The 21,422-nt window shown below is 61.9% G+C and carries 27 protein-coding genes; 13 read left to right on the forward strand and 14 right to left on the reverse strand.

Going from position 1 to position 21,422, the window contains the following annotated elements; all coding sequences use genetic code 11:
* Positions 1-125 precede the first annotated feature (125 nt).
* The gene (locus CGL56_RS08565; protein WP_099106130.1) at positions 126-581 is read right to left on the reverse strand and encodes a MarR family winged helix-turn-helix transcriptional regulator; all 456 of its coding nucleotides are present in this window, start codon (positions 579-581) and stop codon (positions 126-128) included.
* A gap of 119 nt (positions 582-700) precedes the next feature.
* On the opposite strand from CGL56_RS08565, the gene proC reads away from it, so the two are divergent.
* The 5 genes from proC to CGL56_RS08590 are packed head-to-tail and all read left to right on the forward strand — an operon-like array spanning position 701 to position 4,302.
* The gene (proC, locus tag CGL56_RS08570) at positions 701-1,504 is read left to right on the forward strand and encodes a pyrroline-5-carboxylate reductase (RefSeq protein ID WP_099106131.1); all 804 of its coding nucleotides are present in this window, start codon (positions 701-703) and stop codon (positions 1,502-1,504) included.
* 29 nt (positions 1,505-1,533) lie between these two features.
* Positions 1,534-2,520 (forward strand): NAD(P)H-quinone oxidoreductase, encoded by a 987-nt coding sequence (locus CGL56_RS08575; protein WP_099106132.1) that lies wholly within the window; start codon positions 1,534-1,536, stop codon positions 2,518-2,520.
* 55 nt (positions 2,521-2,575) lie between these two features.
* Positions 2,576-3,331 (forward strand): lipoyl(octanoyl) transferase LipB, encoded by a 756-nt coding sequence (lipB, locus tag CGL56_RS08580; protein WP_099106133.1) that lies wholly within the window; start codon positions 2,576-2,578, stop codon positions 3,329-3,331.
* A gap of 17 nt (positions 3,332-3,348) precedes the next feature.
* Complete coding sequence (locus CGL56_RS08585; protein WP_099106134.1) at positions 3,349-3,891, forward strand: RNA polymerase sigma factor; 543 nt, start codon at positions 3,349-3,351, stop codon at positions 3,889-3,891.
* 12 nt (positions 3,892-3,903) lie between these two features.
* Positions 3,904-4,302 carry a hypothetical protein gene (locus CGL56_RS08590; RefSeq protein WP_099106135.1) on the forward strand — a complete coding sequence of 133 codons (399 nt, stop codon included), beginning with the start codon at positions 3,904-3,906 and terminating at the stop codon, positions 4,300-4,302.
* Here CGL56_RS08590 and CGL56_RS08595 read toward each other — a convergent pair.
* On the reverse strand, positions 4,299-4,625 hold the full coding sequence (locus tag CGL56_RS08595) for a tetratricopeptide repeat protein (RefSeq protein ID WP_143470667.1): 327 nt from the start codon (positions 4,623-4,625) through the stop codon (positions 4,299-4,301). The two genes, CGL56_RS08590 and CGL56_RS08595, sit on opposite strands and share 4 nt — an antisense overlap.
* 141 nt (positions 4,626-4,766) lie before the next feature.
* Between CGL56_RS08595 and CGL56_RS08600 the strand changes: the two genes are divergently transcribed.
* A complete protein-coding gene (locus tag CGL56_RS08600) occupies positions 4,767-6,002 on the forward strand; it encodes a bifunctional folylpolyglutamate synthase/dihydrofolate synthase (RefSeq protein ID WP_187305575.1) in 1,236 nt (411 codons plus the stop codon).
* Positions 6,003-6,009: 7 nt separating this feature from the next.
* Here the strand turns inward: CGL56_RS08600 and CGL56_RS08605 are convergent, their stop codons facing one another.
* Positions 6,010-7,092, reverse strand: coding sequence for a beta-ketoacyl-ACP synthase III (locus tag CGL56_RS08605; protein WP_099106137.1), 1,083 nt, complete (start codon positions 7,090-7,092; stop codon positions 6,010-6,012).
* 62 nt (positions 7,093-7,154) lie between these two features.
* Positions 7,155-8,105 (reverse strand): magnesium transporter CorA family protein, encoded by a 951-nt coding sequence (locus CGL56_RS08610; protein WP_099106138.1) that lies wholly within the window; start codon positions 8,103-8,105, stop codon positions 7,155-7,157.
* Between the two features lie 208 nt (positions 8,106-8,313).
* Between CGL56_RS08610 and CGL56_RS08615 the strand changes: the two genes are divergently transcribed.
* Entirely contained in the window at positions 8,314-9,336 is a 1,023-nt protein-coding gene (locus CGL56_RS08615) for a DNA topoisomerase IB (protein ID WP_167641578.1), read from the forward strand.
* On the opposite strand, the gene porD is transcribed toward CGL56_RS08615, so the two are convergent.
* From porD to CGL56_RS08635, 4 genes are read right to left on the reverse strand one after another with little or no spacing between them, the layout of a single operon-like run.
* Complete coding sequence (gene porD / locus CGL56_RS08620) at positions 9,308-10,288, reverse strand: type IX secretion system protein PorD (RefSeq protein WP_099106140.1); 981 nt, start codon at positions 10,286-10,288, stop codon at positions 9,308-9,310. The genes CGL56_RS08615 and porD overlap by 29 nt on opposite strands.
* A complete protein-coding gene (coaBC, locus tag CGL56_RS08625) occupies positions 10,285-11,487 on the reverse strand; it encodes a bifunctional phosphopantothenoylcysteine decarboxylase/phosphopantothenate--cysteine ligase CoaBC (protein WP_099106141.1) in 1,203 nt (400 codons plus the stop codon). The genes porD and coaBC overlap by 4 nt, the downstream gene beginning before the upstream one ends.
* A 4-nt stretch (positions 11,488-11,491) precedes the next feature.
* On the reverse strand, positions 11,492-11,842 hold the full coding sequence (locus tag CGL56_RS08630) for a DNA-directed RNA polymerase subunit omega (protein ID WP_099106142.1): 351 nt from the start codon (positions 11,840-11,842) through the stop codon (positions 11,492-11,494).
* Positions 11,835-12,641 (reverse strand): outer membrane protein assembly factor BamD, encoded by an 807-nt coding sequence (locus CGL56_RS08635; RefSeq protein WP_099106143.1) that lies wholly within the window; start codon positions 12,639-12,641, stop codon positions 11,835-11,837. Before CGL56_RS08635 ends, CGL56_RS08630 begins: the two co-directional genes overlap by 8 nt.
* An 80-nt stretch (positions 12,642-12,721) precedes the next feature.
* On the opposite strand from CGL56_RS08635, the gene CGL56_RS08640 reads away from it, so the two are divergent.
* On the forward strand, positions 12,722-13,654 hold the full coding sequence (locus CGL56_RS08640; protein WP_167641577.1) for a DUF3137 domain-containing protein: 933 nt from the start codon (positions 12,722-12,724) through the stop codon (positions 13,652-13,654).
* Positions 13,655-13,685: 31 nt separating this feature from the next.
* Here the strand turns inward: CGL56_RS08640 and CGL56_RS08645 are convergent, their stop codons facing one another.
* Positions 13,686-14,618 (reverse strand): Ppx/GppA phosphatase family protein, encoded by a 933-nt coding sequence (locus CGL56_RS08645; protein WP_099106145.1) that lies wholly within the window; start codon positions 14,616-14,618, stop codon positions 13,686-13,688.
* Positions 14,615-15,247, reverse strand: a complete 633-nt coding sequence (locus CGL56_RS08650) for an outer membrane beta-barrel protein (RefSeq protein ID WP_099106146.1) — start codon at positions 15,245-15,247, stop codon at positions 14,615-14,617. The genes CGL56_RS08645 and CGL56_RS08650 overlap by 4 nt, the downstream gene beginning before the upstream one ends.
* A gap of 125 nt (positions 15,248-15,372) precedes the next feature.
* Here CGL56_RS08650 and CGL56_RS08655 point away from each other — a divergent pair, with 125 nt between their 5' ends.
* Positions 15,373-15,666 (forward strand): hypothetical protein, encoded by a 294-nt coding sequence (locus CGL56_RS08655; protein ID WP_099106511.1) that lies wholly within the window; start codon positions 15,373-15,375, stop codon positions 15,664-15,666.
* 17 nt (positions 15,667-15,683) lie between these two features.
* On the opposite strand, the gene CGL56_RS08660 is transcribed toward CGL56_RS08655, so the two are convergent.
* Complete coding sequence (locus CGL56_RS08660; protein ID WP_099106147.1) at positions 15,684-16,358, reverse strand: hypothetical protein; 675 nt, start codon at positions 16,356-16,358, stop codon at positions 15,684-15,686.
* A gap of 90 nt (positions 16,359-16,448) precedes the next feature.
* On the opposite strand from CGL56_RS08660, the gene xseB reads away from it, so the two are divergent.
* Positions 16,449-16,634 (forward strand): exodeoxyribonuclease VII small subunit, encoded by a 186-nt coding sequence (gene xseB / locus CGL56_RS08665; RefSeq protein ID WP_099106148.1) that lies wholly within the window; start codon positions 16,449-16,451, stop codon positions 16,632-16,634.
* Positions 16,635-16,638: 4 nt separating this feature from the next.
* Positions 16,639-17,472 (forward strand): SDR family NAD(P)-dependent oxidoreductase, encoded by an 834-nt coding sequence (locus CGL56_RS08670; protein ID WP_099106149.1) that lies wholly within the window; start codon positions 16,639-16,641, stop codon positions 17,470-17,472.
* 1 nt (position 17,473) lies between these two features.
* Here the strand turns inward: CGL56_RS08670 and CGL56_RS08675 are convergent, their stop codons facing one another.
* Both CGL56_RS08675 and CGL56_RS08680 read right to left on the reverse strand, forming a co-directional pair.
* On the reverse strand, positions 17,474-18,325 hold the full coding sequence (locus tag CGL56_RS08675) for an SDR family NAD(P)-dependent oxidoreductase (RefSeq protein WP_099106150.1): 852 nt from the start codon (positions 18,323-18,325) through the stop codon (positions 17,474-17,476).
* A gap of 46 nt (positions 18,326-18,371) precedes the next feature.
* The gene (locus tag CGL56_RS08680; RefSeq protein ID WP_245183961.1) at positions 18,372-19,193 is read right to left on the reverse strand and encodes a type 1 glutamine amidotransferase; all 822 of its coding nucleotides are present in this window, start codon (positions 19,191-19,193) and stop codon (positions 18,372-18,374) included.
* A gap of 168 nt (positions 19,194-19,361) precedes the next feature.
* On the opposite strand from CGL56_RS08680, the gene CGL56_RS08685 reads away from it, so the two are divergent.
* Positions 19,362-19,961, forward strand: coding sequence for a Dps family protein (locus tag CGL56_RS08685; RefSeq protein WP_099106151.1), 600 nt, complete (start codon positions 19,362-19,364; stop codon positions 19,959-19,961).
* Between the two features lie 61 nt (positions 19,962-20,022).
* On the opposite strand, the gene CGL56_RS08690 is transcribed toward CGL56_RS08685, so the two are convergent.
* Positions 20,023-20,700, reverse strand: coding sequence for a YjjG family noncanonical pyrimidine nucleotidase (locus CGL56_RS08690; protein ID WP_099106152.1), 678 nt, complete (start codon positions 20,698-20,700; stop codon positions 20,023-20,025).
* Between the two features lie 128 nt (positions 20,701-20,828).
* Here CGL56_RS08690 and CGL56_RS08695 point away from each other — a divergent pair, with 128 nt between their 5' ends.
* Positions 20,829-21,341 carry a DUF1573 domain-containing protein gene (locus CGL56_RS08695; protein ID WP_099106153.1) on the forward strand — a complete coding sequence of 171 codons (513 nt, stop codon included), beginning with the start codon at positions 20,829-20,831 and terminating at the stop codon, positions 21,339-21,341.
* Positions 21,342-21,422 lie beyond the last annotated feature (81 nt).

The following is a 21,422-nucleotide window of genomic DNA, read 5'->3' on the forward strand; positions in this document are numbered from 1 at the left end:
GTTAGGGTAGTCAATTGACGGACTCATTCCCCCCCCGGACGCAAAGGGTCCGATGATTCCTTCCTCCCTAAGACGTACCAGCAACCCTGGCTGCTGCCTGGAACCCTAAAATATTCTAGATATGATCAACCCCGGAGCCGGTCGAGCAGGGTGCTGAGCTCGTCAAAGTCGTCGTCGGTGAGGTTGCCGAAATGGCTGGCCATTGTTTCCTCCACCGCCTCGCTGGCGCGGCGGATCACGTCGAGCCCCTCCTCGGTAATGACGATGTCGACCCGGCGGCGGTCGGTTTCGCACTCCTGCCGGCGCACGTATCCCTTCTCCTTGAGTTTGTCCACCAGTCGGCTGGCGTTGCTCATCTTGTCGAGCATCCGCTCGGTGAGGAGCTTCACGGTAGCGGGCTTGCCATTGCGGCCCCGCAGGATGCGCAGGATGTTGAATTGCTGGATGCTCAGACCGAACGGCCGCAAGGCCTGGGTGGTGTTCTGGTTGATCCAGGCAGCCGTATAGATAATATTAACCTGGGTCCGGTGTGCGGGAGACCGGAACGAAGGTTGGCGGATCTCCTCTTCTATCGATGGCATAGGATTCATGTGCTTACAAGAGTATACAGCCCCGGCCAACAAAAGTTGACCCGGCAGCAGGGTGGGCGGACACCGCCCGGGCGCCCAGTATCTTCTATCTTCGCCAAAAATTCGGGATAATGAAGATTCTGGTCATTGGGGGAGGTAATATGGGTAAAACCTACGCCCGCAGCCTCCTGCGGGCGCACCTGGTCAACCAGGATGATTTGATGATCCTGGAACGGCAATCCGACAAGGCGGAATTGCTGCGCGACGAGAAGATTGGCACCATCTACACGGGGCCGGAAACCTGTCTGGCCGCAGCCGACCTGATCATTCTTGCCGTTAAACCGCAGGACAGCGGTGCTTTGTTCGCAACCCTGCGCCCGCAGACCGACCCCCAGCAGGTATACCTGTCCATCATGGCCGGAGTGACGATCAAGTCCATCCAGGAAGGGCTCGGCGTGGACAAGGTCATTCGCGCCATGCCTAACCTTCCCGCCCAGATCGGGTTGGGCATGACGGCCTACACGGCCAGCGACGCCGTCACCCGCATCGAGCTGGTACTGGTACAGAACCTGCTGAATACCACGGGCAAGGCCATTTACGTCGACGATGAGTACAGCATCGACGCTACCACCGCCATCAGCGGCAGCGGTCCGGCCTACGTGCTTTATTTCATGGAGGCCATGATCGAAGCGGCCACCGAGATGGGCTTCAACAACAGCCAGGCCGAACTGCTGGTGGCCCAGACCTTCCGGGGGGCCGTGGAGCTCCAGATGAAGAACGACCTGACCTGCCGCGAATGGATCGAGCGGGTATCCAGCAAGGGGGGAACCACCGAGGCGGCCATGAACACCTTCCGGGCAACCAGCGTATTCGAAGATATCAAGAGCGGTGCCCGCGCCGCCCTGGAGCGTGCCATCGAACTGGGCCGTTCCTGATTCATCCCACCAGCCCCTAATTTGACCCCATGAAGGCAATTGTATTCGACCAGCCCGGCGACGAAAGCCAGCTTTATCTGGCGGAAGTCGCTGACCCGGCACCCGCGCCCGAAGCCGTCCTCCTCCACGTAGCCGCCACCGCCCTGAACCGCGCCGACCTGCTCCAGCGGGAGGGCAAGTATCCCGTGCCCCCCGGCGCTAACCCTATCCTGGGACTGGAGGTAGCCGGAACGGTCATCGAAGTGGGATCCACAGTGACTGGCTTCGAGGTCGGCGACAACGTCTGCGCCCTGGTCAACGGCGGGGGCTACGCCCAGCAGATTGCGGTAGACCACCGGATGCTGCTGAAATTACCCGAAAAGCTTTCCTTCACGAAGGCCGCGGCCATTCCGGAGGTGTTTCTTACTGCCTACCAGGCCCTGTACTGGATTGCCCGGATCCAGGCCTCGGAAACGGTGCTCATCCACGCCGGCGCCAGTGGGGTAGGGACCGCCGCCATCCAACTCGTCCGGCTGGCCGGGGGCGTGCCCATCGTAACCGCCAGTGGCCACAAGCACGCGGCCCTGGAGGAGCTGGGCGCCGCCCGCTGTATCGATTACCGTGCCGAGGACTTTGCCGAAGCCGTCCTGGACGCCACCGACGGTAGAGGGGCCGACGTCATCCTGGATTTCGTGGGCGGACCCTACCTGGCCCAGAACCTGCAGTGTAGCGCCGTTGACGCCCGCATCGTCAGCCTGGCGGCCCTCGGCGGCGCGCGGGTGGCCGACTTCAGCATGGCCCCCTTCCTGCGCAAGCGCATCCAGCTGACGGGAACCACGATGCGCAGCCGCACGGACGAATACCGGCGGCGGCTCACGGCGGATTTCCGCCGCGACATCTGGCCCCACTTTGCCGACGGCAGCCTGCAGGCGGTGGTCGATACCATTTACGACTGGGAGGAGGTAGCCGCCGCCCACCGCTACATGGCCAGCAACGCAAACGTGGGCAAGATCGTGATGACGATTGGACTTGACTGAATCAGCAGCCACCCCCCGGAGCAACCCGGCGGGGCCTTCGCGACGTTTACCCCTTATGCCGGTCGTATACATCCATCACCTGGGGCGGGTAGACTACCAACGGGCCTGGGACCTGCAGGCCCGGTTGCACCGCGAGGTCGTCGACCGAAAACTCGCCCTGAGAGAACACCGCCGCGGGGGTGGGGAAACCGTCAGCCCCCGCCAGCACCACCATCTCCTCTTCGTTGAGCACCCGCCGGTGTTTACCCTGGGCAAGTCGGGTTCCACCGACCACCTCTTACTATCTGAAGCGGAGCTGGAAGAACAGGGGTTCACCTTCCTGAAGATCAACCGGGGAGGCGACATCACTTATCACGGTCCGGGGCAGCTGGTGGCTTATCCCATCTTCGACCTCGACGAGTTTTTCAACGACGTCCACCGCTACGTCCGCTCCCTCGAGGAAGTGGTCATCCGCACCCTGGCGGACTTCGGACTGAAGGGTGAGCGGGACCCCGGCTACACCGGCGTGTGGCTGGCGGGTAATCCCGGCCGGCGGCAACCCCGACGCAAGATCTGCGCCATTGGCGTTCACCTGAGCCGGTGGACCACCATGCACGGTTTCGCGCTTAACGTACGGCCTAACCTTACCCACTTCGGCCACATCGTCCCCTGCGGCATCGCGGAGGACGGTCGGTCGGTCACCAGCCTCAGCGTAGAGCTCGGCCGGCCCGTGGAGCTGGAGGAGGTGACGCCGGTGGTGGAGCGCCACTTTCGCGAAGTATTCGACTTCGTACCCACCACCGCGCCGGAATCCAGCATCTTATCTCCGTAACCCAACCGCTGCCCCCTTTGACCGAGCAGGAAATGATCGATGGCTGCAAAGCGAATGACCGCCGGGCGCAACGGACCGTTTTCGATCGTTTCTCGCCACTCATGGGAGCGGTAGCCCGCCGGTACTGCCGCCGGGACGCCGACGCGGACGACGTGCTGGTGGCCGGTTTTTTCCGGGTGTTTGACAAGATTGATACCTTCTCCGATACCGGCAGTTTCGAGGGGTGGATCCGCCGCATCATCGTTAATGAAGCCCTGATGCTGCTGCGCAAGAAGCACGCCCTGCGGCAGGCCAGTGAGCTTACGGAGGTGGATCCGGCCAGCTATGCCATCCCCGCTGCTGCTACCGAACGGCTGGCGGAGCAGGACATCCTGGACCTGCTGGATGGTATGCCCACCGGCTACCGCACGATCTTCAACCTCTACGTCATCGAGGGGTACAAGCACCGGGAGATCGCCGAGATGCTCGACATCAGCATAAACACCAGCAAATCACAACTCATCCTGGCCAAAAAAAGGCTCCGGGAATTACTCGAAAAACTGGGCTACCCCGCCCGCTAACCTTTGTCCGCCATGTCCAAGCTCGATTCCTTTGATCGTCAGTTCCGCCGCACCGCCCGTGGCATGCGCCGGCCGGCCGGCCCGCAGCAGTGGGACCGCATCGAACAACTCCTCAGCCGCCGGCAAAGTGGGCCCGCGGCCGTCAGCTGGATGGGGGTTCGCCCCTGGATGGTGGCCGCGGTGGTGCTGCTGGTGGCCGGCTTCGCGGCCTTCACCCAGCTGCCCCGGCCTGCACAGGATACCGTGCTCGCCCAGCGGCCGGAGTCCGTGGAGGACCTGGCGCTGACGGCCACCACCTTCCCCCGCATTCCCGACTACACGCCCGTCAGCGAAGGGCGGCCCGACGGGGAGGTGATCTCGCGCTCCGAACCCCGGGGCCAGCTCACCCCCGCCCCCAAGTATCGCTTCTAGGCGAAGTCTTCCTCGTCGCCCAGTTCCATTCGCGCGCCGGCCAGTTCCCGCATGGCGTGAATCTCGCCCAATCGCTTGGTCACTTCCATACCCTGGGTGAAGACCTTCCAGGCTTCCCGGGGCCGCTCCATGCGTACCAGCGTTTTACCGAGGTGGTAATAGGTGCCTACGTATTCCGGCTGGTCGTTGACCAGGCTGCGGTAGATGTTCAGGGCCGTAGGGTCATTGCCTTCCTGCTCCCACTCCTTCGCCAGGGCAAAGCGAAGAAAGGCATCCTTGGGGGCCGTCTCCAGCATCTGTAAAATCTGCTCCTTCCTAGTCATGGCGCGAAGGTAAGCGCTCGCCCGCATTTGCCTGGTCTCCGGCGCGGGTGGTTGAAGCCCCCCGGAGCATCGGTGAAATACCCAACGGGGCACCGGGGGAGTTGGTAATTTTGCACCACCATTCACCAATCCGCTTTCGCCTTGACCTATCCCGAAACCCTGGACTACCTCTTCACCCGCCTGCCCATGTACCAGCGCAGCGGCGACAGCGCGATGAAGAAGGACCTGACCAACATCCGCGCCCTCCTGGCGGAGCTGGGCAACCCCGAGCGACAGCTGCGGTGCATCCACGTCGGAGGCACGAATGGCAAGGGAACGGTCAGTCACCTCCTGGCCGCCGCCCTCCAGGCCCACGGCTTCCGGGTGGGGGTGTACACCAGTCCGCACTACAAGGATTTCCGCGAGCGCATCAAGGTGGACGGCACCTTCATTCCCGAGGCCGAAGTGGTGGAGTTCACCGAGAACATCCGGCCGGTTATCGAGCGGATCAACCCCAGTTTCTTTGAGATCACCGTGGCGATGGCCTTCCATCACTTTGCGCGGGCGCGGGTGCAATGGGCGGTCGTGGAAGTCGGCCTTGGCGGTCGGCTCGACAGCACCAACGTAATCGACCCGGAGCTCTCGGTCATCACGAACATCGGCTACGATCACATGCAATTTCTCGGTAACACCCTGCCGGAAATCGCCGGAGAGAAGGCCGGCATCATCAAGCCGGGCCGCCGGGTAGTGATCGGCGAAACCCAGCCGGAAACGGAAGCGGTATTCCGGAACCGTGCCCGGGAGCTGGACGCGCCCATCGTGTTCGCCGACCAGCAGCCGCGGCGGGTGTTCCAGACGGACCTGCGGGGCCCCTTCGCGGAAAAAAACCTGCAAACGGCCTGGATTGCCCTGAAGGAACTGGGGCAGGGGGGAGCCCTGGACCTGGATGCGGAACGGGTGGCTTACGCCTTCGACCACGTACATTCCCTGAGCTACTACATCGGTCGGTGGCAAGTCCTGCAGGACGATGCCCCCCTGGTGCTGGCGGACAGCGCCCACAACGGCGAGGGCCTCGGTCCGGTACTTGAGCGCCTGAGGGCCCTGCGGGAATCCCGGGGCGGCCGACTACATATCGTGCTGGGCGTGGTGAACGACAAGGACCTTTCGAAAGCCCTGCCCTTGTTCCCCCAGGACGCAGTCTACTACTTCGTAAAGGCGGACATCCCACGGGGACTGCCCGCGGAGGAATTAAGGGCGTCCGCGGTAGCGTACGGACTGGTGGGGCAGTCTTATCCCTCAGTGATTGCTGGGTTCCGGGCGGCCCGGGCCGCCGCGGAGGATCAGGACGTGGTATTTACCGGGGGGAGCATCTTCACCGTAGCGGAGGTGCTCCCCTAGGTGACACCTACTTGCCCCAGCGCAGTACGGCGGCGGCCCAGGTAAAGCCGGCGCCGAAGGCGGCCAGGGTCACCAGGTCGCCTTTTTTGACGCGGCCCTCGTCGCGGGCTTCGGAAAGGGCAATCGGAATGGAAGCGGCCGTAGTATTGCCGTAGCGCATGATGTTGTTGTACACCTGGTCGTCGCGCAGCCCCATGGTGTGGGCTACGAACTGGTTGATGCGCAGGTTGGCCTGGTGGGGTACCAGCAGGTCGATGTCCTTCACGCCGAGCCCCGCGGCCTCGAGGGTTTCGGTAATCACTTCTGGGAACTTGCGCACGGCCATCTTGAAGACGGCCTGCCCTTCCATGTGGGGGTAGATGCGGCCCTTGTCGAGCATGTCCTGGTTCCAGAAGACGCCACCGTAGGGCTGGTCGTTAACGGCGAAGTCAACGTCAAATCCCTCGATGCCGTACTTCTCGATGAAGTAGCCACCGTGGGAACCGGGGTACATGTAGCTGAGCTTTTCGGCGTAGGTACCGTCGCTGTGCATCCGAGTGGCGAGAACGCTGTTTTCCGGCTCGTCGGTAGCTTCCACGATGACGGCGCCGGCGCCGTCGCCGAAGATGACGCTGACGTTGCGGCCGCGGGTGGAGAAATCCAGGCCGACGCTGTGTACCTCCGCCCCGACGAGGAGAATCTTCTTGTACGTACCGGCGCGAATAAACTGGTCGGCGGTGGTCAGTCCGTAGAGGAAGCCGGAGCACTGGGCCCGGATGTCGAGGGCGGCAATTTCGGTCTTCGCGATCCCGAGTTCCCGCTGCAGGAGGACGCCGGCGCCGGGAAAGTAGTAGTCCGGGCTCAGGGTAGCGAAGATGATGAAGTCGATGTCTTCCTTCTCGATGCCGGCATCCTCAATGGCCCGCAGGGAGGCTTCCACCGCCAGGGTGGTAGTGGTTTCCTTGGTGCGGTCGATGTAGCGGCGCTCCTCGATGCCGGTGCGTTCCCGGATCCACTCGTCGCTGGTTTCCATGACGGCGGTCAGGTCCTGGTTCGTAACAACATTCTTCGGTACGTAGTGACCGATACCGGTAATCGTAGAGTGGGGCATGAAAGTGACTTTATCAGTAGGGGGGGTGAAGGTAGATAAAAACAGGGTGCTTACGGCTCTCGTCAGAAGAGCCGCTTGCGCCGAAAGTAAAATATTACGGCCATGCTCAGCATAATGGAGAGCAGGAGAATGAGCAGAAAGGTATAGTTTCCGTTTTGCAGCGGCATGGGAACGTTCATCCCGTAGAAGCTGGCGATGACCATGGGGACCGTCAGCACGATGGTGATGAGCGTCAGCCGCTGGATGGTGATGTTCAGGTTGTTGGAGATGATGGAGCCATAGGCGTCCATGGTCCCGTTGAGGATGTTGGTGTAGATATTGGCCATTTCTAGGGCCTGTCCGTTGTCGATGATGATGTCCTCGAAGAGGTCCCACTGGTCTTCATCGTGGCGGATGCCTAGGAAATCGGCCCGCTTCATCTTCATTTTCAGCAGTTCGTTGCCGTTCAGGGCATTGATGAAGTAGACCAGGGATTTTTCGATGCTGAGCAATTGCTTCAGTTCCCGGTTTCGGCTGCTGTCGTAGAGCTCCTGCTCGATGAGGTTGCGTTTCACGTTCAGCCGCTTCAGACAGGTGAGGAAGCGGTAGACGGTGTGCTCGAAGATGCGCAGCACGAACTGGCTGCGGCGGGCCGGATCGATGTTGCGGAGCTTGTTGTCGATAAACAACTGCAGCACGGGGTGGTCCGGGGTGGAGGTGATGGTGATCAGGGCTTCCGGGGTAAGGATGATACCGATGGGCACCGTGATGTAGATGCTGTCGTTTTCGGTTTCCACCTGGCTGAGGATGGGGGTATTGATGACGATCAGCCGCGCGTCGTCTTCCCGCTCGTAGCGCGAACGCTCGTCGATATCCAGGGGGTCCGTGAGAAAGTCAATGGGGAGTTCGTAGCGCTCCGCGATCTCGGGCAGCTCTTCCGAAGTGAAGGGCGGGGAGAGGTGAATCCAGGTGTCCGGACCTGGTTGCTCCACTGGTCCCAACTGTCCGTTATTGCTGGCGTAGTAGCTGATCATGCGGGACGTTTTTAATGAAGCGCGGGCAAAGGTAGCAATTCCGGCCGGACAGCAGGCGCACGGTTCCGGCACCGGCGTACGCGCCACCACGGCCTGCCCCCCGGCCGTCAATGTGCCCAATTCTCCAGCTACGGGTTGAACACGATGGGGTAAAACCAACCTTTATGGAGTTAGCAATCCGATTCACTTTATGGGGGCTAACCGAACCATGCATCCCGCCGTACCGAACTTGGTATACGTTTCCGATGACCAGCCCGGCTGGACCCGCAAGCCCTACCGGGGTGGCTTCCGCTACTTCCGCGAAGACGGTACCGTGATCAAGGATAAACTGATCCAGGACAGGCTGGCTTCCCTGGCCATTCCCCCCGCCTGGACGGAGGTGTGGATCTGCCCCCTGGAAAACGGTCACCTGCTGAGTACGGGGCGAGACGAAGCCGGCCGCAAGCAGTACCGCTACCATCCCGACTGGATGGCCTTCAAGCAGTTGAATAAATTCAATACCCTACTGGAATTCGCCGACGCCCTGCCCGGCGCACGCCGTACGCTAAGGGGCATCGTACAGGACAACAGCCGCGGTTGGGACCACGACCGGGTGGCCGCGGTGGCCATCTCCATGATGGACGAGACCGCCATGCGCGTGGGGAACGCGAGCTACCGCAAGCGCAACGGAACCATCGGGCTGACCACCCTGAGACGCAAACACGTGGAGGTGGACGAAAACGGCCTGCACTTTGAGTACACTGGAAAGAGTGGGGTAGTGCGCACGGTTGACCTGAGCGATCCTTCCCTGGTGGAGGTGGTCACCAATATGAGTGAGCTGCCGGGCTACGAGGTATTCCGCTATCAGGGGGAGGACGGCAAGTGGTATAACCTGGACAGCCACGACGTGAACGAGATGGTTCGCGAGGTGGTGGGGCCGAAGTTCAGCAGTAAATACTTCCGCACCTGGGCGGGTACGGCCGCTGCCGTGGATGCCTACTGGGAACTGCTGGAGGAGAACGACGGCGAGCCACCGGAACGGGCCGACCTGCGGGTGGTGGAGCGGGTGGCTGAATACCTGGGCAACACCACCGCGGTATGCCGCGACTACTACATCCACCCCAGTGTGCTGGCGGCGGTCGTCGAAGCGCGGGTGCCCCCGGAATCAAGCGTCACCGCCAAAGAGGAGGCGCGCTTCGACGGGGAGTTCGATCACGATGAGATTATCGCCTACCGTTTGGCCCGCGGCTAGGCACCCGACCTGCAGCGCGGGAAGAGGATCCTCCGGAGCGGATGGCACGGTAGGCACTCGACTGGGCAGGGTCGACCCGCGACATCATCTGAATCACGGCGTTCTGCTCGGCGGGCGTTGCGGCCTGGTAGATGGCGATGATTTCCTCCCGCTTGGCATCGACGAAGGCCTGGACCAGCGCGCTGCTGGGGTAGCTCTGGTTGGCGGCCTGGACGTCCTCGATGGCCAGGGTGATATTGTTGCGCGCCGCGATGGGGTCGGTAAGCATCTGATCGAGGCCCAGCCGGTGGTAGGTATAGGAAGCCCGGCGCAGGGGAATCATCCGGGGGCTCAGCAGGTTCTCCAGCAGGAAGTAGCGGTTGTTGGTCTTGCCGGCGGCGGTCCAGCCGCCACTGTTCGCGAGACCGTTTGGCAGGCGGTTGTAGATCTGCTGGGCCTGCTCGTAGTACGGCTGCCCCCCGAGCGGTGAAAAGGTGTCGTAATCCATGCCCAGTACCAGGTAGGCATAGAAGCCCAGGATGGAAGACAGTTCCGAGGTGAAGCTCTGGTCGGACAGCTGGATGGCCTCGAATTGCTCGTAGCTGAACTCCAGTCGCTTGTCCTGGTAGTTCAGCACCGGGGTGACCTCGCCGGTGCCGTAGATCGGGCGGGAGCTCTGGATGGCCAGGGTGCCGGAGTAGCGGTTGGGGACGAGCTCTTCACCCGTGGCCGTTTCCCGGGTCACCTCAGCGAGGGTCAGGAAGAGGGTGACGTCGATGCGCTCGTCCTGGCTGAACTTGTCGTCCGTCCAGGTGCGCCCGTTCAGGAAGGTCACCAGGTCCTTTTCCAGGGTTTCAAAGACACGGCGCTCCGTTTGGGTCACCTGCTGGGTATTCAGGTTGACCGTCCAGTTGATCTCGCTCTGGGCGGTGAGCAGGAAGGAGTGGAGCAGGAGGACGAGCGTCAGTCTCATGGTGAGGGAGTTGGGTGGGCGGGGAGGCGATCGAGGATATCATCTGCCACCTCACGTTTGGGTTTTAACTCAAAGGAGGTCACCTTATTGCCATCGATGAGCTGGATTTGGTTGGTATCGTGACCAAAGGCCGCTCCGGCTACCCGGGGGGAGTTGAGCACGATGAGGTCCAGCCCCTTGCGTTCCAGTTTGCCGCGGGCATTTTCAACGCCGTTCTCGGTCTCCAGGGCAAAGCCGACCAGGAATTGTCCGGGTTGTTTTTGCTGCCCCAGTTCCGCGGCGATGTCGGGATTGCGCACCAGCTTCAGGGTAAGACCATCCCCGGTTTTCTTGATCTTTTCCGGGGCTACGGTTTCCGGGCGGTAGTCGGCCACGGCGGCGCAGAGGATGCCGTCGGTGGCCTGGGGCCACCGCTGCAGGGCCTCCCGGTGCATTTCAAGGGCGGTGCGGACGTGGGTAACGTTAATGCCGGTCCCCTGGGGGGAGAGGGGGGTAGGGCCTAGTATCAGGTCCACAGAGGCGCCCCGGGCGGCGGCGGCTTCGGCCAGGGCGATGCCCATCTTTCCGGTACTGCGGTTGCCGAGGTAGCGAACGGGATCGAGGTCTTCGTGGGTGGGGCCAGCCGTAATCAGGATGCGTCGCCCGTCCAGGTCGTGTTGGCGGGCGAAGTGGGCCCTTAATACTTCCAGGATGCGTTCCGGTTCGGCCAGCCGACCCTGTCCGACCAGTCCGCTGGCCAGTTCGCCGTTGTCCACATCGATGAGGTGGTTGCCGTAGCCCTGCAGCCTTTCCACGTTGGCGCGGGTGGCCGGGTGCAGCCACATGTCGACGTCCATGGCGGGAGCAAAGAAGATGGGGCAGCGGGCCGAGAGGTAAACGGCCACCAGGGCGCTATCGCAGATTCCCTGCGCCAGTTTGGCGAGGGTGGTGGCGGTGGCGGGGGCTACCAGGTAGACATCGGCCCAGAGGCCCAGCTCGACGTGGTTGTTCCAGCTCTCGTCGCTGTGGACGGAGGTGGTTACCGGGTGGCGGGAAAGGGTAGAAAGCGTAAGCTGACTGATGAAGTCGGTGGCCGCCCGGGTCATGAGGACCCTGACTTCGGCACCTTCCCGGATCAGTCCGCGAACGATGAGGGCGGCTTTGTAGGCGGCGATACTGCCGCTGACGCCCAGGATAATTTTCTTGCCGGCGAGGCTCAAGGGACTACAGGTCGTCCTCGTCCTCCTCGCGGCGCTCGTTGTAGCGGTGGTAGAGCTCGTCGTCGAGGTACTCCCGCATAGCAATGAGCACGGGGTTGGGCAGCTTTTCGTAGAACTTGGAGATTTCGATCTGCTCCTTGTTCTCCACTACTTCCTCGATGGTGTCGGTCACCTCGGCGAACTCTTCCAGTTTCTGGTCCAGTTCGTGCTTCAGGTCGACGGCCAGCTGGCGGGCGCGGCGGCTGACGATGGCCAGCGATTCGTAAATGTTACCGGTATCGGCGACGACTTTCTGGATGTCGCGGGCGGCGGTATCGGGGCTCAGTCCCTGGGCGCGGGCTTTGATGTCAGACATTTTCTAGCTCTTTTAATTCGGCGGTTGATTTTTCGAGGTAGTTGCGTACCTCTTCTGCGTAGTTGCTGTCCGGGTAGCGGTTGAGGAAGTTCTCAGCCAGCTTGATGGTGGCCCGGAGGCGTTCGGGCTTGCGGGCCCGGAAGCTGCGCAGGGTGTATTCGTACTGCACCCGGGCCATCAGGTAGCGGATTTCTTCCGCCCGCTGGGTTTCGGGGTAGTCCTTCAGGACGTTCTCGAAACTCGTGAGGGCCGATTCATAACGCTCGATGTCCATGTACAGTTTCGCGGACTCAAAGTCCTTCAGCTCCATTTTGGCCCGCATCTCGTCGATGAGGCGGTTGGCCTCCGCTACCCGTTCGCTGTCGGGGTAGCGGTTGGCGAATTCCTCAAACCCCTCGATGGCCTTCACGCTGTAGCTCTGGTCGAGGCGGTAGGTGGGGCTGAGCTGGTAGTTGGAATAGGCGGACATGAAGTCGGCCTCCTCCCGCAGGGGGCTGCCCCCGTAGGTGGTGGCGAAGTTCTTGAAGTAGTAGCTGGCGAGCACGTACTGCTCGGTGTAGTAGTAGGTGTAGGCATAGCGGTAAGCGATCTGCTCGGCCTCGGCCTGCCCCCGGTAGGGCGCGATAACCAGCTCGTAAAGCGTCTGGGCGCGCTGGTATTCCCCGGCCTCGTAGTAGGCGTTGGCCCGCTGGAGGATGAGGGCCGGATCGTTGCTTGTCCGGATGGTCTCGAATTCCGAGCGGCAACCGAAGAAGGCCAGGGCGAGGAAAAGAAGGGATAATTTGATGCTGTACTGCATAAGCGCGCAAAGATAGGAGTTTTTAGACAGACACCGAGGGTATGGCGGATGGTTGTATTTTGCCGGCTACCGACTTGCCGATGATTCCACCCCGCCTCCACGAGTTGCGACTGTACTACAACACCACCATCCGCCCGGAATTGCTCCGGCTGGAAGGACTGCGCAAGCGCATCTTGCTGGGCATGGGACTGTCCGCACTGGGTATTCTGGTCCTGCTGGGGGTGTTTCTGGCCTACGACCTGGGCTTTCTCATTTTGCTGCTGGCTTTACCGGTGGCCTTCTACGTGGGGTCACTGTACCTGCGCATCGAACGCTTCCGGCAGTCGTTCAAGCCGGCCATCATGCGGCTGTTGCTGGACTTCATCAATGACCTGCCGAACTACCGGTCCCTGGAGTACGACCCCAAACGGCCCATCCTGGCGGATCGCTTCGAGCGCAGCGGGTTGTTCCGGCCCAACCCCGACAGCTACCACGCCGAGGACTATATACGTGGAATTGTGGGTGAGATGGCCTTTGAGATGGGGGAGACCTATGTACAGGAGATCAGTCCGGCCAGCAACCGCCTGGAGGTGGTGTTCAGTGGCTTGTTCGTACACGCCATTTTCAGTGAGGAGACCACGGGCCGGCTGGCGGTGTGGCCCCGCCACAAGCTGCGGCGGCTGAAGCGATCGGTCGATGCCTACATGGGCAGCCGCGGGCGATCGGCGGATATCGAGATCCTCAATCCGGTCTTCCGCGAGAAGTTTGCGGTATACGCCCACCCCGGCACCAAGGTGGCCGGCATACTTACGCCGCCGATGCAGGAGGCCCTCGTGACCTTCCACGAGCGGGAGGGACGCGACCTCTACTTTGCCGTCCACAACCAGGACCTGTTTATTGGCCTGGAGCACGGCTATGACCTGCTGGAGCCCCATTTCTTTCGCTCCAACCTGTCCTTTCAGCTGATCCGCCAGTTCTACACCGACGTGATGCTGATCCTGGGGGTCATCCAGGACTTTGACCAGACGCACTAGTGGGTGATTAATTGTTAGCCTTCACAGCCTGCTAGACCAGCGGGCTGGCTTCGTCGATGCCCAGGAGGATGCCCTCCTTCATGGCGTAGTCGCTGACGGTGATGCGGTCGATATTCGCCAGCTCCACGGTGTAGCGGATCAGCAGCATGGCCACGACGATCAGATCCACCCGCTCGGGTGGGATGCCGGGGATATCCAGTCGTTCGGCGGTGGTGGAGGCCACGATGCGGAAGTGGAGTTCCTCCATGCCCTTCAGGTCCAGGGTGTGGCTGGTGGGGTGGGGGACCGCCGCGGCGTCCTTCAGTACATCGGCCATGACGTCGAAGGTGCCGGCCGCGCCCACGAGATGGGTGGTGGGGTACTGCCGGAGGATGTCCTTCAGCGGCACCAGGATGTGGTCGAGGAAGGCGTAGAGGTCACGGATCTCCTCCTCGCTGATGGGGTCGGTATGGTGGAAGCCCCGGTGGAGTACCGCCACCCCGATGGGAAAGGATTGCCGCCAGTGGACGCCGCGCTCGGAGGCCAGGATGTACTCCGTGGACCCACCGCCGATGTCCATGATCAGGATGCGGCCGTCCAGCGGGGGCAGGGCCGCCAGCACCCCCCGGGTGATGTACTGGGCTTCGTGGTCGCCCTGGATGAGTTTGATCCTGATGCCGGTTTCCAGTTCCGCCTGGCGGACGAACACCTCGCCGTTGGAGGCGGTGCGCAGGGCCGCGGTGCCGATGGCCGTCACCTCCTTTACGCGGTACTTGCGGATGACGTCCGCAAAGTGGGCCAGGGCGGTGATCCCCCGGTCGAAGGGGGCCGCACCGATGGTCTCAATGCCGTCGCTGGCGAGTTTGACGAAGATGCGTTCCCGGTACACTTCGTGGATCAACCCATCGGCATCGATGGAGGCAATGAGGATATGGAAGGTGTTGGTGCCGAGGTCGATGACGGCGCGCAGTTCGGGGGACTTCATAGGGCGTTTGGGTTGGGGGTGTCCGGAGTAGGGCGGCCGGGCAGGGGTTCACCCGTTCCGAGGGTATAAACGGCTCGCAGGGTAAGACCGCGGCCCCGCAGCCGGGGTTCATCGGGCTGCTGAATATCCGCCACATGTCGCGACCAGCGGAAATTGAACCCGAGCTGCTCAGTGAGGTAAAGGGTAACCCCCAGGTTCAGGGCAAAGAGGTTGTCGCGCAGCGGCAGGTCGGCGGTGATGTCTTCCCCCCGGAAGTCGGTAATGGTGTAATCGATGAGCCGTTGGTAACTGGCCCCGGCCTCGGCGGTAATCCGCCAGTCCTTGTAGTACACCATCAGCGGAATTTCCACGGTGCTCAACCGGAAGGCGTCGTAGGGGCTAACGTTGATGCTGTTCCGGTTGCGTTTGGCGCCTTGCTGGGAGTAGAGGATTTCCGGGCCGAAGCGCCAGCGGTCGCCCAAAAGAGCCACGACGCGCAGTCCGGCATTTACCCCTGGGCGGTGGAAGCCCAGCAGGTCGTCGCCGTCGATCTGACTCAGGTTGGCCCCCGCCAGCACGGAGGCGCGGAACGTCTGGGCGGGGGCGGTGACTACCCACAGGCAGCACAGACAGAACAGGAGGGTGCGCATGGCTCAAATGTACTTCACGGATGGAGAAGGGTAAGGCCCCCGGAGAAGGCGAATGGCTCCTTACCTTTGCGGCCTTTGCCGGGGCTTGTCCCCGACCCAAAACCCCGCACCCGCGGCCGCGCCCGATGATTGCCACGACCAAACACAGCCTGAAAAAACTGGAGCAACTGCTTGAGGAACTGGGATATACCGTTCGCTACGAGAAGGGAAACTTTACCTCCGGTTATTGTCTGGTGGAACAGCGACGCATCGCCATTGTGAACCGCTTCTACGATACCGAGGGGAGGATCAACGTCCTGCTCGAGATTGTCGGGCAGTACGACGCGGCCCCGGAAGGGGTGGAACTTACCCCCAAGTCGGAGAAGCTCTTCCGAAAAATACGGCGGGAGGTATCCCGGTCGGCGGCGGAGGAGGAGTAGCCGCCGGCCCTGAGCCCCTAGTGGTCCTCCTCGTGACCGGGTTCATAAAACTGGATGCCTTCCCAGGGCACGTCGAGTTCCTCGGTGACCTTCCAGCGGCGGTTGTCGGGCGACATATAATAAACAGTGCGCCGCTCGTCGGTCGTGCCATTCTGCTCGGTGGTTCGCCGCGCAATCTGGATGAGGTCAAAATCGGTGTCGAGGTTGACGTCGGTGATATAGCTGTCCATCTGCAGGCACTCCGTGCCGCCGCAATCGAGGTAGGCCAGGGTTTTGAGGTGTTTCACCTTGCCGTCGCGGATGGCGAACATGTCGATCTGGTCGCGGCGCGGGGCATCCAGGCGGGTCAGGTAGAGGTTTTCATCGATGCCCTTGATGGCCAGGGTGGCGTAGAAGGTGGCGTCGTCATCCTTGGCCAGCCGCCGCAGCCGGGCGGGCAGCATGGCCACCGCGGTATCCGACATTTCCCGTCCCCGCAGCAGGTAGGTTTCCAGGGGGTCATCCGTGGGGTCAACGTAAATGTGAAGGAAGCCCACGTTGGATTCCTCGAAGTTGGTGGCGAACAGGTCCGCTCCGGTGGCTTCCTCCAGGGCGGTGGTCTGCATGCCGCCCCGGCCTACGTCAACGGGGGATTGGGCGCTCAGCGGAAGGGCTGCCAGGAGGAGGAAACCGAAGAAAATACAATGTCGCATAGTGGGGTTTGCTTTTCTTAGGGAACGCGAGACAAGGCGGGTGATGTTCTTTTCCCGCGGGTGGCCCTACATTCGCGGAAATTGTCCGCAATGAATTACACCGAAGCCCAGGCGGAACTGGAAAAGATACTTTCCGAGCTGCAGGAAGTACCGGCCGACATCGACCAGCTGCACCTCCGCGTAGCGCGGGCGGAGCAGCTCATCGCCCTGTGCCGCGCCAAACTGCGGGGTGCCGAGGAAGAAGTGAACCGGCTGCGGCAGACCAGCGAAGAATAACCCCATGGAAAAAACCGTCCTCATCACCGGCGCCACCGGTGGAATCGGCCTGGAAACGGCCCGCGCCCTGGCCGCCAGGGGCTTTCACGTACTGCTGCACGGTCGCACCCTGGAGAAGGCGCGGTTGGCCGCATCGGGCATCACCGGCGGGCGGGTGAGTCCCGTACACGCCGACCTAAGCAGTCAGGAAGAAATCCGTGACCTGGCCGACCGCGTACGCGTGAACCACCCCCGTCTCGACGTCCTCATCAACAACGCCGGCGTCTGGAACTCCGAGCAACTGCTGACGGCCGAAGGGGTAGAGCAAACCTTCGCCGTGAACCACCTGGCCTACTTCCTGCTCACGGGGTTGCTGCGGGACCACCTGCAACCGGACGGCCGCATCATCTGTGTGGCCAGCGACAGCCACCGGCAGGTGAAGGGCATACAGTTCGACGACCTGAACCTCGACAACAACTACCACGGCCTGCGCAGCTACGCCCAGAGCAAGCTGGCCAACGTGCTGTTCTGCTACGAGTACGACCGCCGCAAGCGCGACAGCACCACCATCTGTGCCGTACAGCCCGGTCTGGTGCAGACCGACATCGGGTTGAAGGGGAATACCTGGCTGCACCGCCTGGCCTGGCGGGTACGTCGGCGCATGAAGGGCAACAAATCAGCGGAGGAAGGGGCCGCCACCAGCATTTTTTTAGCCTCCGTAGCTGACAATCCGCCGAGCGGGCTGTACTGGGACGACCAGTTCCCCAAGCGGTCGTTCTCCAGCAGCTACGACGAGGAGCAGGCCCGCCGGCTTTGGGAGCTCAGTGAAAAACTTACGGGTTTCCGTTACTCCTTCTGAGTCAGTTGGCCAGGTTCCGGGCCTTGGACGGGGTGCCGACGGCGGGCGGGGTGTCGCGGTAACGGCTGAACAGCTTTTCCAGAATGCGCATGCGCAGGGGGCGGGGGGTGATGTAACTCGTGGCGATAATGGCCCGTACCAGCCATCCGGGTACGATCACGGCCTTGCCGGTCAGCATGCCGTTCACGGCGGCGGGGGCGATGTCCTCGGGCAGGGCTACCAGCAGGCGCCCGCGCCGCCCCTGCGCTTCAAGCCGCCGCAATCCGTCCTCGTTGGTGATGATGGGGCCCGGGCAGAGCACGGACACGCTCACGCCGTGATAGCGAAACTCTTCGCGCAATGCCAAAGAGAAATTATAGACGAAGGCTTTCGTCCCGGTGTACACCGTCTTGTAGGGCAGGGGAAGGGTAGCCTCCATGCTGCTGATGTTCAGGATGCCACCGCGACAGGCCCGCAGGTGGGGCAGCAAGCGATAGGTGAGCTCAACCATTACCTGGTTGTTGAGTAACAGCATGTTACGGTACTCCGTCCAATCCGTATTCTCGAACAGGCCGCCGCGGCCGAAGCCGGCGTTGTTCACCAGGTAGTTGATGGTCAGGGATTCGGCTTGCAGCCACTCGAAGAGGCGGTCGATGGCTCCGGGCTGGATCAGGTCGAGGCCGATCGCCCGCACGTTGGCACCGGGAAAAGCGGAGAGCTCCTTTTGGGCCAGGTCCAGGTGGTGGTCCGGCAGCCCCACGGCGGCTACTCCCATTCCCTGTCGCAGACACTCCTTGGCCAGGGCGAGACCGATTCCATGGGTAGCACCGGTAATCAGAACCCACTCTGCAGGCTGGGGGGGAGAGATACGCATGGAACAAAGGTAACGGAATACGGGGGTTGGCGCGACCGCTCCGCGATCAACCCTGGGCTACCTCCGGTTCGGGGGCCAACACCTTGATGGCGCGCCGCAGAAAGCCGGGGATGACCGTGTCGTGGGTGTGGGAAATCTTGGCCGGGTCGCTGAGGTCGGCCATCAGGCTGATCCACTTGTCGCGGCCGTGCTCGGCGATTACCTCCGCCTTGATTTCCGGGCGGCTGAAGTGCTCCAGCATACCGTCGGCGTCCGCCTCGGGGTGGAACTGGGTACCCACGATTTCCGGGGTCCAACGGATGGCCATGGTGGCACGCTCCAGGTCCACGTGGGGGCGGTCCTTCTCAATGGCCAGGATGGTAGCTCCTAATTCCGTCATCCGGTCCTCGTCGGGCTGGATCACCTGAAAGCGGCGGAAGTCCGCGGCGGTGAATGGGTCGTCCAGGCCAATGAATACCGGATCGTCGACGCCCTCCTCCGTAACGTGCATGGGGAAGGTGCCAAAGCTCAGGCTGCGGCGGGCGGTTACTTCGGCCATGCCGAGGTGGTGGACCGCCATCTGGAAGCTGTGGCAGATGAAGAAGACGAATTTCTTCCGGTCATGGGTAGCGTTGTACGCCAGGACGGAATCCAGCCACTGTCCCCAGAGGTCTTCCCAGACGCCGTCGCCTTCGCGCGGGTCGCCGGGGCCGCCGGAGCTGATGTAAATGTCGAAGTCCAGGTTGGGCAGCCGGTGTTCGGCACGGACGTCGAACACCTCGTATTCGACGCTGTCGGAGAATTGTTCCACGATCTCACGGATGCACCGCATGCCCTGGTTGGGGATGCCGTTGTACATGTCGAGAATCGCAAGGCGGAGGACACTCATGTTTCTTGGGGTTTTACTCCTAACGTTGGTTAGACGAACCAACGCGTGAAAGGTAAGCCGGAACAGCCGGAAGTTAAGGGGTATGTCCGTGATCGGACGGCAACGGCCGGCACAGAAATCCTGAACATCAAAAGGGGGCCGCCGTTGGGGAGGGTAAACAACCCTTTAATGGAAAAGATCAGAGATCACAAAGAATACGAAGGCAACCCCGTAGGGCTAAGCGAGAAAACCTGCTCCGTCATGCGGGAGCACCTGGACCGCCACCTGGCCGCCCTCTGGATACAGTACTTCCAGTACCACAAGCACCACTGGCTGGTGGAAGGCCCCCAGTTCCGGGACCTTCACCTCTTCCTGGAGGAGAACTACACCGAGATCCACGAGCAGGCCGACGCGGTGGCAGAGCGCATTACCCTGCTGGGCTACGACCCCACCACCCGGATGGAGAACTACGTCAAGCTGTCCTACATCGAGCAGGAGCCCGAAGGCGTCTTCCGCATCCGCGACGGGGTAGAGGCGGATATGAACAACGAGCGGCGGATGGCCGAGGAGTTCCGCAAGTCCATTCAGAAAGCCTTCGAGCTGGGCGACTACGGTACCAAGTCTCTGCTGGAAGAATTCCTCGTGCGGATCGAAGACCGGGCCCACCACTGCGAGCACTTCCTGGGAGAAGACAGCCTGTCCGTAGGCTACCTTCACAGCGAAAAGGATGCTGAAAAGAAGGAAGCGTCCAACAAGAAAAAGACCTCGAGCAAGAAGAAAAAGGGCTGATTTACCGCCGCAACCGAAACGTATCCGCCGTCGCCAGTATAACTGGTGGCGGCGGTTGTTTTTAAAGCACCTCCAGCAGTTCCGTGATCTTGCGGATCCGGTAGGTTTCCCCCAGCCGGGAATGGTTGGCTGCACCGGGGCGCCGCAGCCAGCAGGCGTCGTAGCCAAAGTTCAGGGCGCCGCGAACGTCGGCGTTGGGGTTGTCGCCGATGACCAGTACGCGCCGGGGGTCGGGTGATCCCATTTCACCGTGGGCGTGGGCGAAGAACGCCTTGTCGGGCTTGGCCACCCCGAGTTCATCCGAGATCGCGATAAAATTGAAGTAGGGTGCGATGCCGGTATTCTGCAGCCGGGGGCGCTGTACCTCCTTCAGCCCGTTGGTGATCAGGCCCAGGCGGTAGTGCCCCTTTACCTGGTCGAGTACTTCCCGGGCCCCTTCCAGCAGGTGGTGGCTGGCCGCCAGGTAGTTGCGGTAGCTCAGTGATAGCTCTTCGGCGGGGTGGTCGTGGCGGTAATGCTCCAGCAGCCGCTGGAAGCGGATGTCGCGCAATTGCTCCTTGGGCAGCCGCCCCTGCTCGAAATCGTCCCAGGCGGCGCGGTTGATGAGGCGGTAGGTGCCCAGCACCTCGGCCGACCATTCCAAGTCGCGCTCCAGCAGGGTGCGTTCCAGCGCACTGGCCTCGGCGGCATCAAAATCCCAGATGGTGTTGTCGGCGTCGAAGAGCAGCCATTCGTACATGGAGGGGGCTTTTGGCGGCGCAAGGTAAGGGATACCAATGTGGGCGCCGTTAACAAGTCATTTACTAGCGGGATGGTGGACATTGGCGTTGTGCACCTGATATTTGTCCAGAAATAAATCAGATTCGTATGCTTACCCTCCGTTCTTCGCTGTTTGGTGCCGCCGTACTGGCATTCAGTGTTTTCTCCTGCCAGCAGGGCAACGACGACGTGCGCGACGCCGCCCGTCAGAACATTGAGACCGTCACTCCCGCCGATCCCAATGCCGCCGCTCCCATGCAGCCCAACGTAGCCGCTCCCGCCGGCCCCACCACCACCATGGCTTTCGAGGAGTCTTCCTTCAACTTCGGTGAAGTGACCGAAGGGGAGATCATCACCCACACCTACAGCTTCACGAACACCGGCAACGAGCCCCTCATCATCACCGACGCCAAGGGCAGCTGCGGATGTACGGTTCCTTCCCGTCCCACCGCTCCCATCGCTCCCGGCGAAACCGGTGAGATCACTGTTCGCTTCGACTCCAACAACAAGGTTGGACAGCGCAACCAGCGGGTAACCATCACCGCCAACACCACGCCTCCCCAGACCGTCATCTCCCTCGACGGTACCGTGGTTGCCGACCCCAACGCCGCTACCCAGTAAGTAAGGGATCCCTCCCAACGGAAAGCTCCGTCCGCCACCGCGGGCGGAGCTTTTTTTATGCATTATGGGCAGAAAAACTAC

Origin of the sequence: Neolewinella marina (assembly GCF_002631205.1) — a bacterium.
GTDB classification, from domain to species: domain Bacteria; phylum Bacteroidota; class Bacteroidia; order Chitinophagales; family Saprospiraceae; genus Neolewinella; species Neolewinella marina.

Coding starts and splice junctions, on each gene's coding strand:
- CGL56_RS08660 (WP_099106147.1), bottom strand. CDS start 16,358: ATGCGACATTGTATTTTCTTCGGTTTCCTCCTCCTGGCAGCCCTTCCG.
- CGL56_RS08650 (WP_099106146.1), bottom strand. CDS start 15,247: ATGCGCACCCTCCTGTTCTGTCTGTGCTGCCTGTGGGTAGTCACCGCC.
- CGL56_RS08680 (WP_245183961.1), bottom strand. CDS start 19,193: ATGAGTGTCCTCCGCCTTGCGATTCTCGACATGTACAACGGCATCCCC.
- CGL56_RS08655 (WP_099106511.1), top strand. CDS start 15,373: ATGATTGCCACGACCAAACACAGCCTGAAAAAACTGGAGCAACTGCTT.
- CGL56_RS08675 (WP_099106150.1), bottom strand. CDS start 18,325: ATGCGTATCTCTCCCCCCCAGCCTGCAGAGTGGGTTCTGATTACCGGT.
- CGL56_RS08645 (WP_099106145.1), bottom strand. CDS start 14,618: ATGAAGTCCCCCGAACTGCGCGCCGTCATCGACCTCGGCACCAACACC.
- porD (WP_099106140.1), bottom strand. CDS start 10,288: ATGAGACTGACGCTCGTCCTCCTGCTCCACTCCTTCCTGCTCACCGCC.
- CGL56_RS08565 (WP_099106130.1), bottom strand. CDS start 581: ATGCCATCGATAGAAGAGGAGATCCGCCAACCTTCGTTCCGGTCTCCC.
- CGL56_RS08615 (WP_167641578.1), top strand. CDS start 8,314: ATGCATCCCGCCGTACCGAACTTGGTATACGTTTCCGATGACCAGCCC.
- CGL56_RS08670 (WP_099106149.1), top strand. CDS start 16,639: ATGGAAAAAACCGTCCTCATCACCGGCGCCACCGGTGGAATCGGCCTG.
- CGL56_RS08685 (WP_099106151.1), top strand. CDS start 19,362: ATGGAAAAGATCAGAGATCACAAAGAATACGAAGGCAACCCCGTAGGG.
- CGL56_RS08575 (WP_099106132.1), top strand. CDS start 1,534: ATGAAGGCAATTGTATTCGACCAGCCCGGCGACGAAAGCCAGCTTTAT.
- CGL56_RS08690 (WP_099106152.1), bottom strand. CDS start 20,700: ATGTACGAATGGCTGCTCTTCGACGCCGACAACACCATCTGGGATTTT.
- CGL56_RS08605 (WP_099106137.1), bottom strand. CDS start 7,092: ATGCCCCACTCTACGATTACCGGTATCGGTCACTACGTACCGAAGAAT.
- CGL56_RS08640 (WP_167641577.1), top strand. CDS start 12,722: ATGATTCCACCCCGCCTCCACGAGTTGCGACTGTACTACAACACCACC.
- CGL56_RS08610 (WP_099106138.1), bottom strand. CDS start 8,105: ATGATCAGCTACTACGCCAGCAATAACGGACAGTTGGGACCAGTGGAG.
- lipB (WP_099106133.1), top strand. CDS start 2,576: ATGCCGGTCGTATACATCCATCACCTGGGGCGGGTAGACTACCAACGG.
- CGL56_RS08630 (WP_099106142.1), bottom strand. CDS start 11,842: ATGTCTGACATCAAAGCCCGCGCCCAGGGACTGAGCCCCGATACCGCC.
- proC (WP_099106131.1), top strand. CDS start 701: ATGAAGATTCTGGTCATTGGGGGAGGTAATATGGGTAAAACCTACGCC.
- CGL56_RS08695 (WP_099106153.1), top strand. CDS start 20,829: ATGCTTACCCTCCGTTCTTCGCTGTTTGGTGCCGCCGTACTGGCATTC.
- CGL56_RS08635 (WP_099106143.1), bottom strand. CDS start 12,641: ATGCAGTACAGCATCAAATTATCCCTTCTTTTCCTCGCCCTGGCCTTC.
- CGL56_RS08590 (WP_099106135.1), top strand. CDS start 3,904: ATGTCCAAGCTCGATTCCTTTGATCGTCAGTTCCGCCGCACCGCCCGT.
- xseB (WP_099106148.1), top strand. CDS start 16,449: ATGAATTACACCGAAGCCCAGGCGGAACTGGAAAAGATACTTTCCGAG.
- CGL56_RS08595 (WP_143470667.1), bottom strand. CDS start 4,625: ATGACTAGGAAGGAGCAGATTTTACAGATGCTGGAGACGGCCCCCAAG.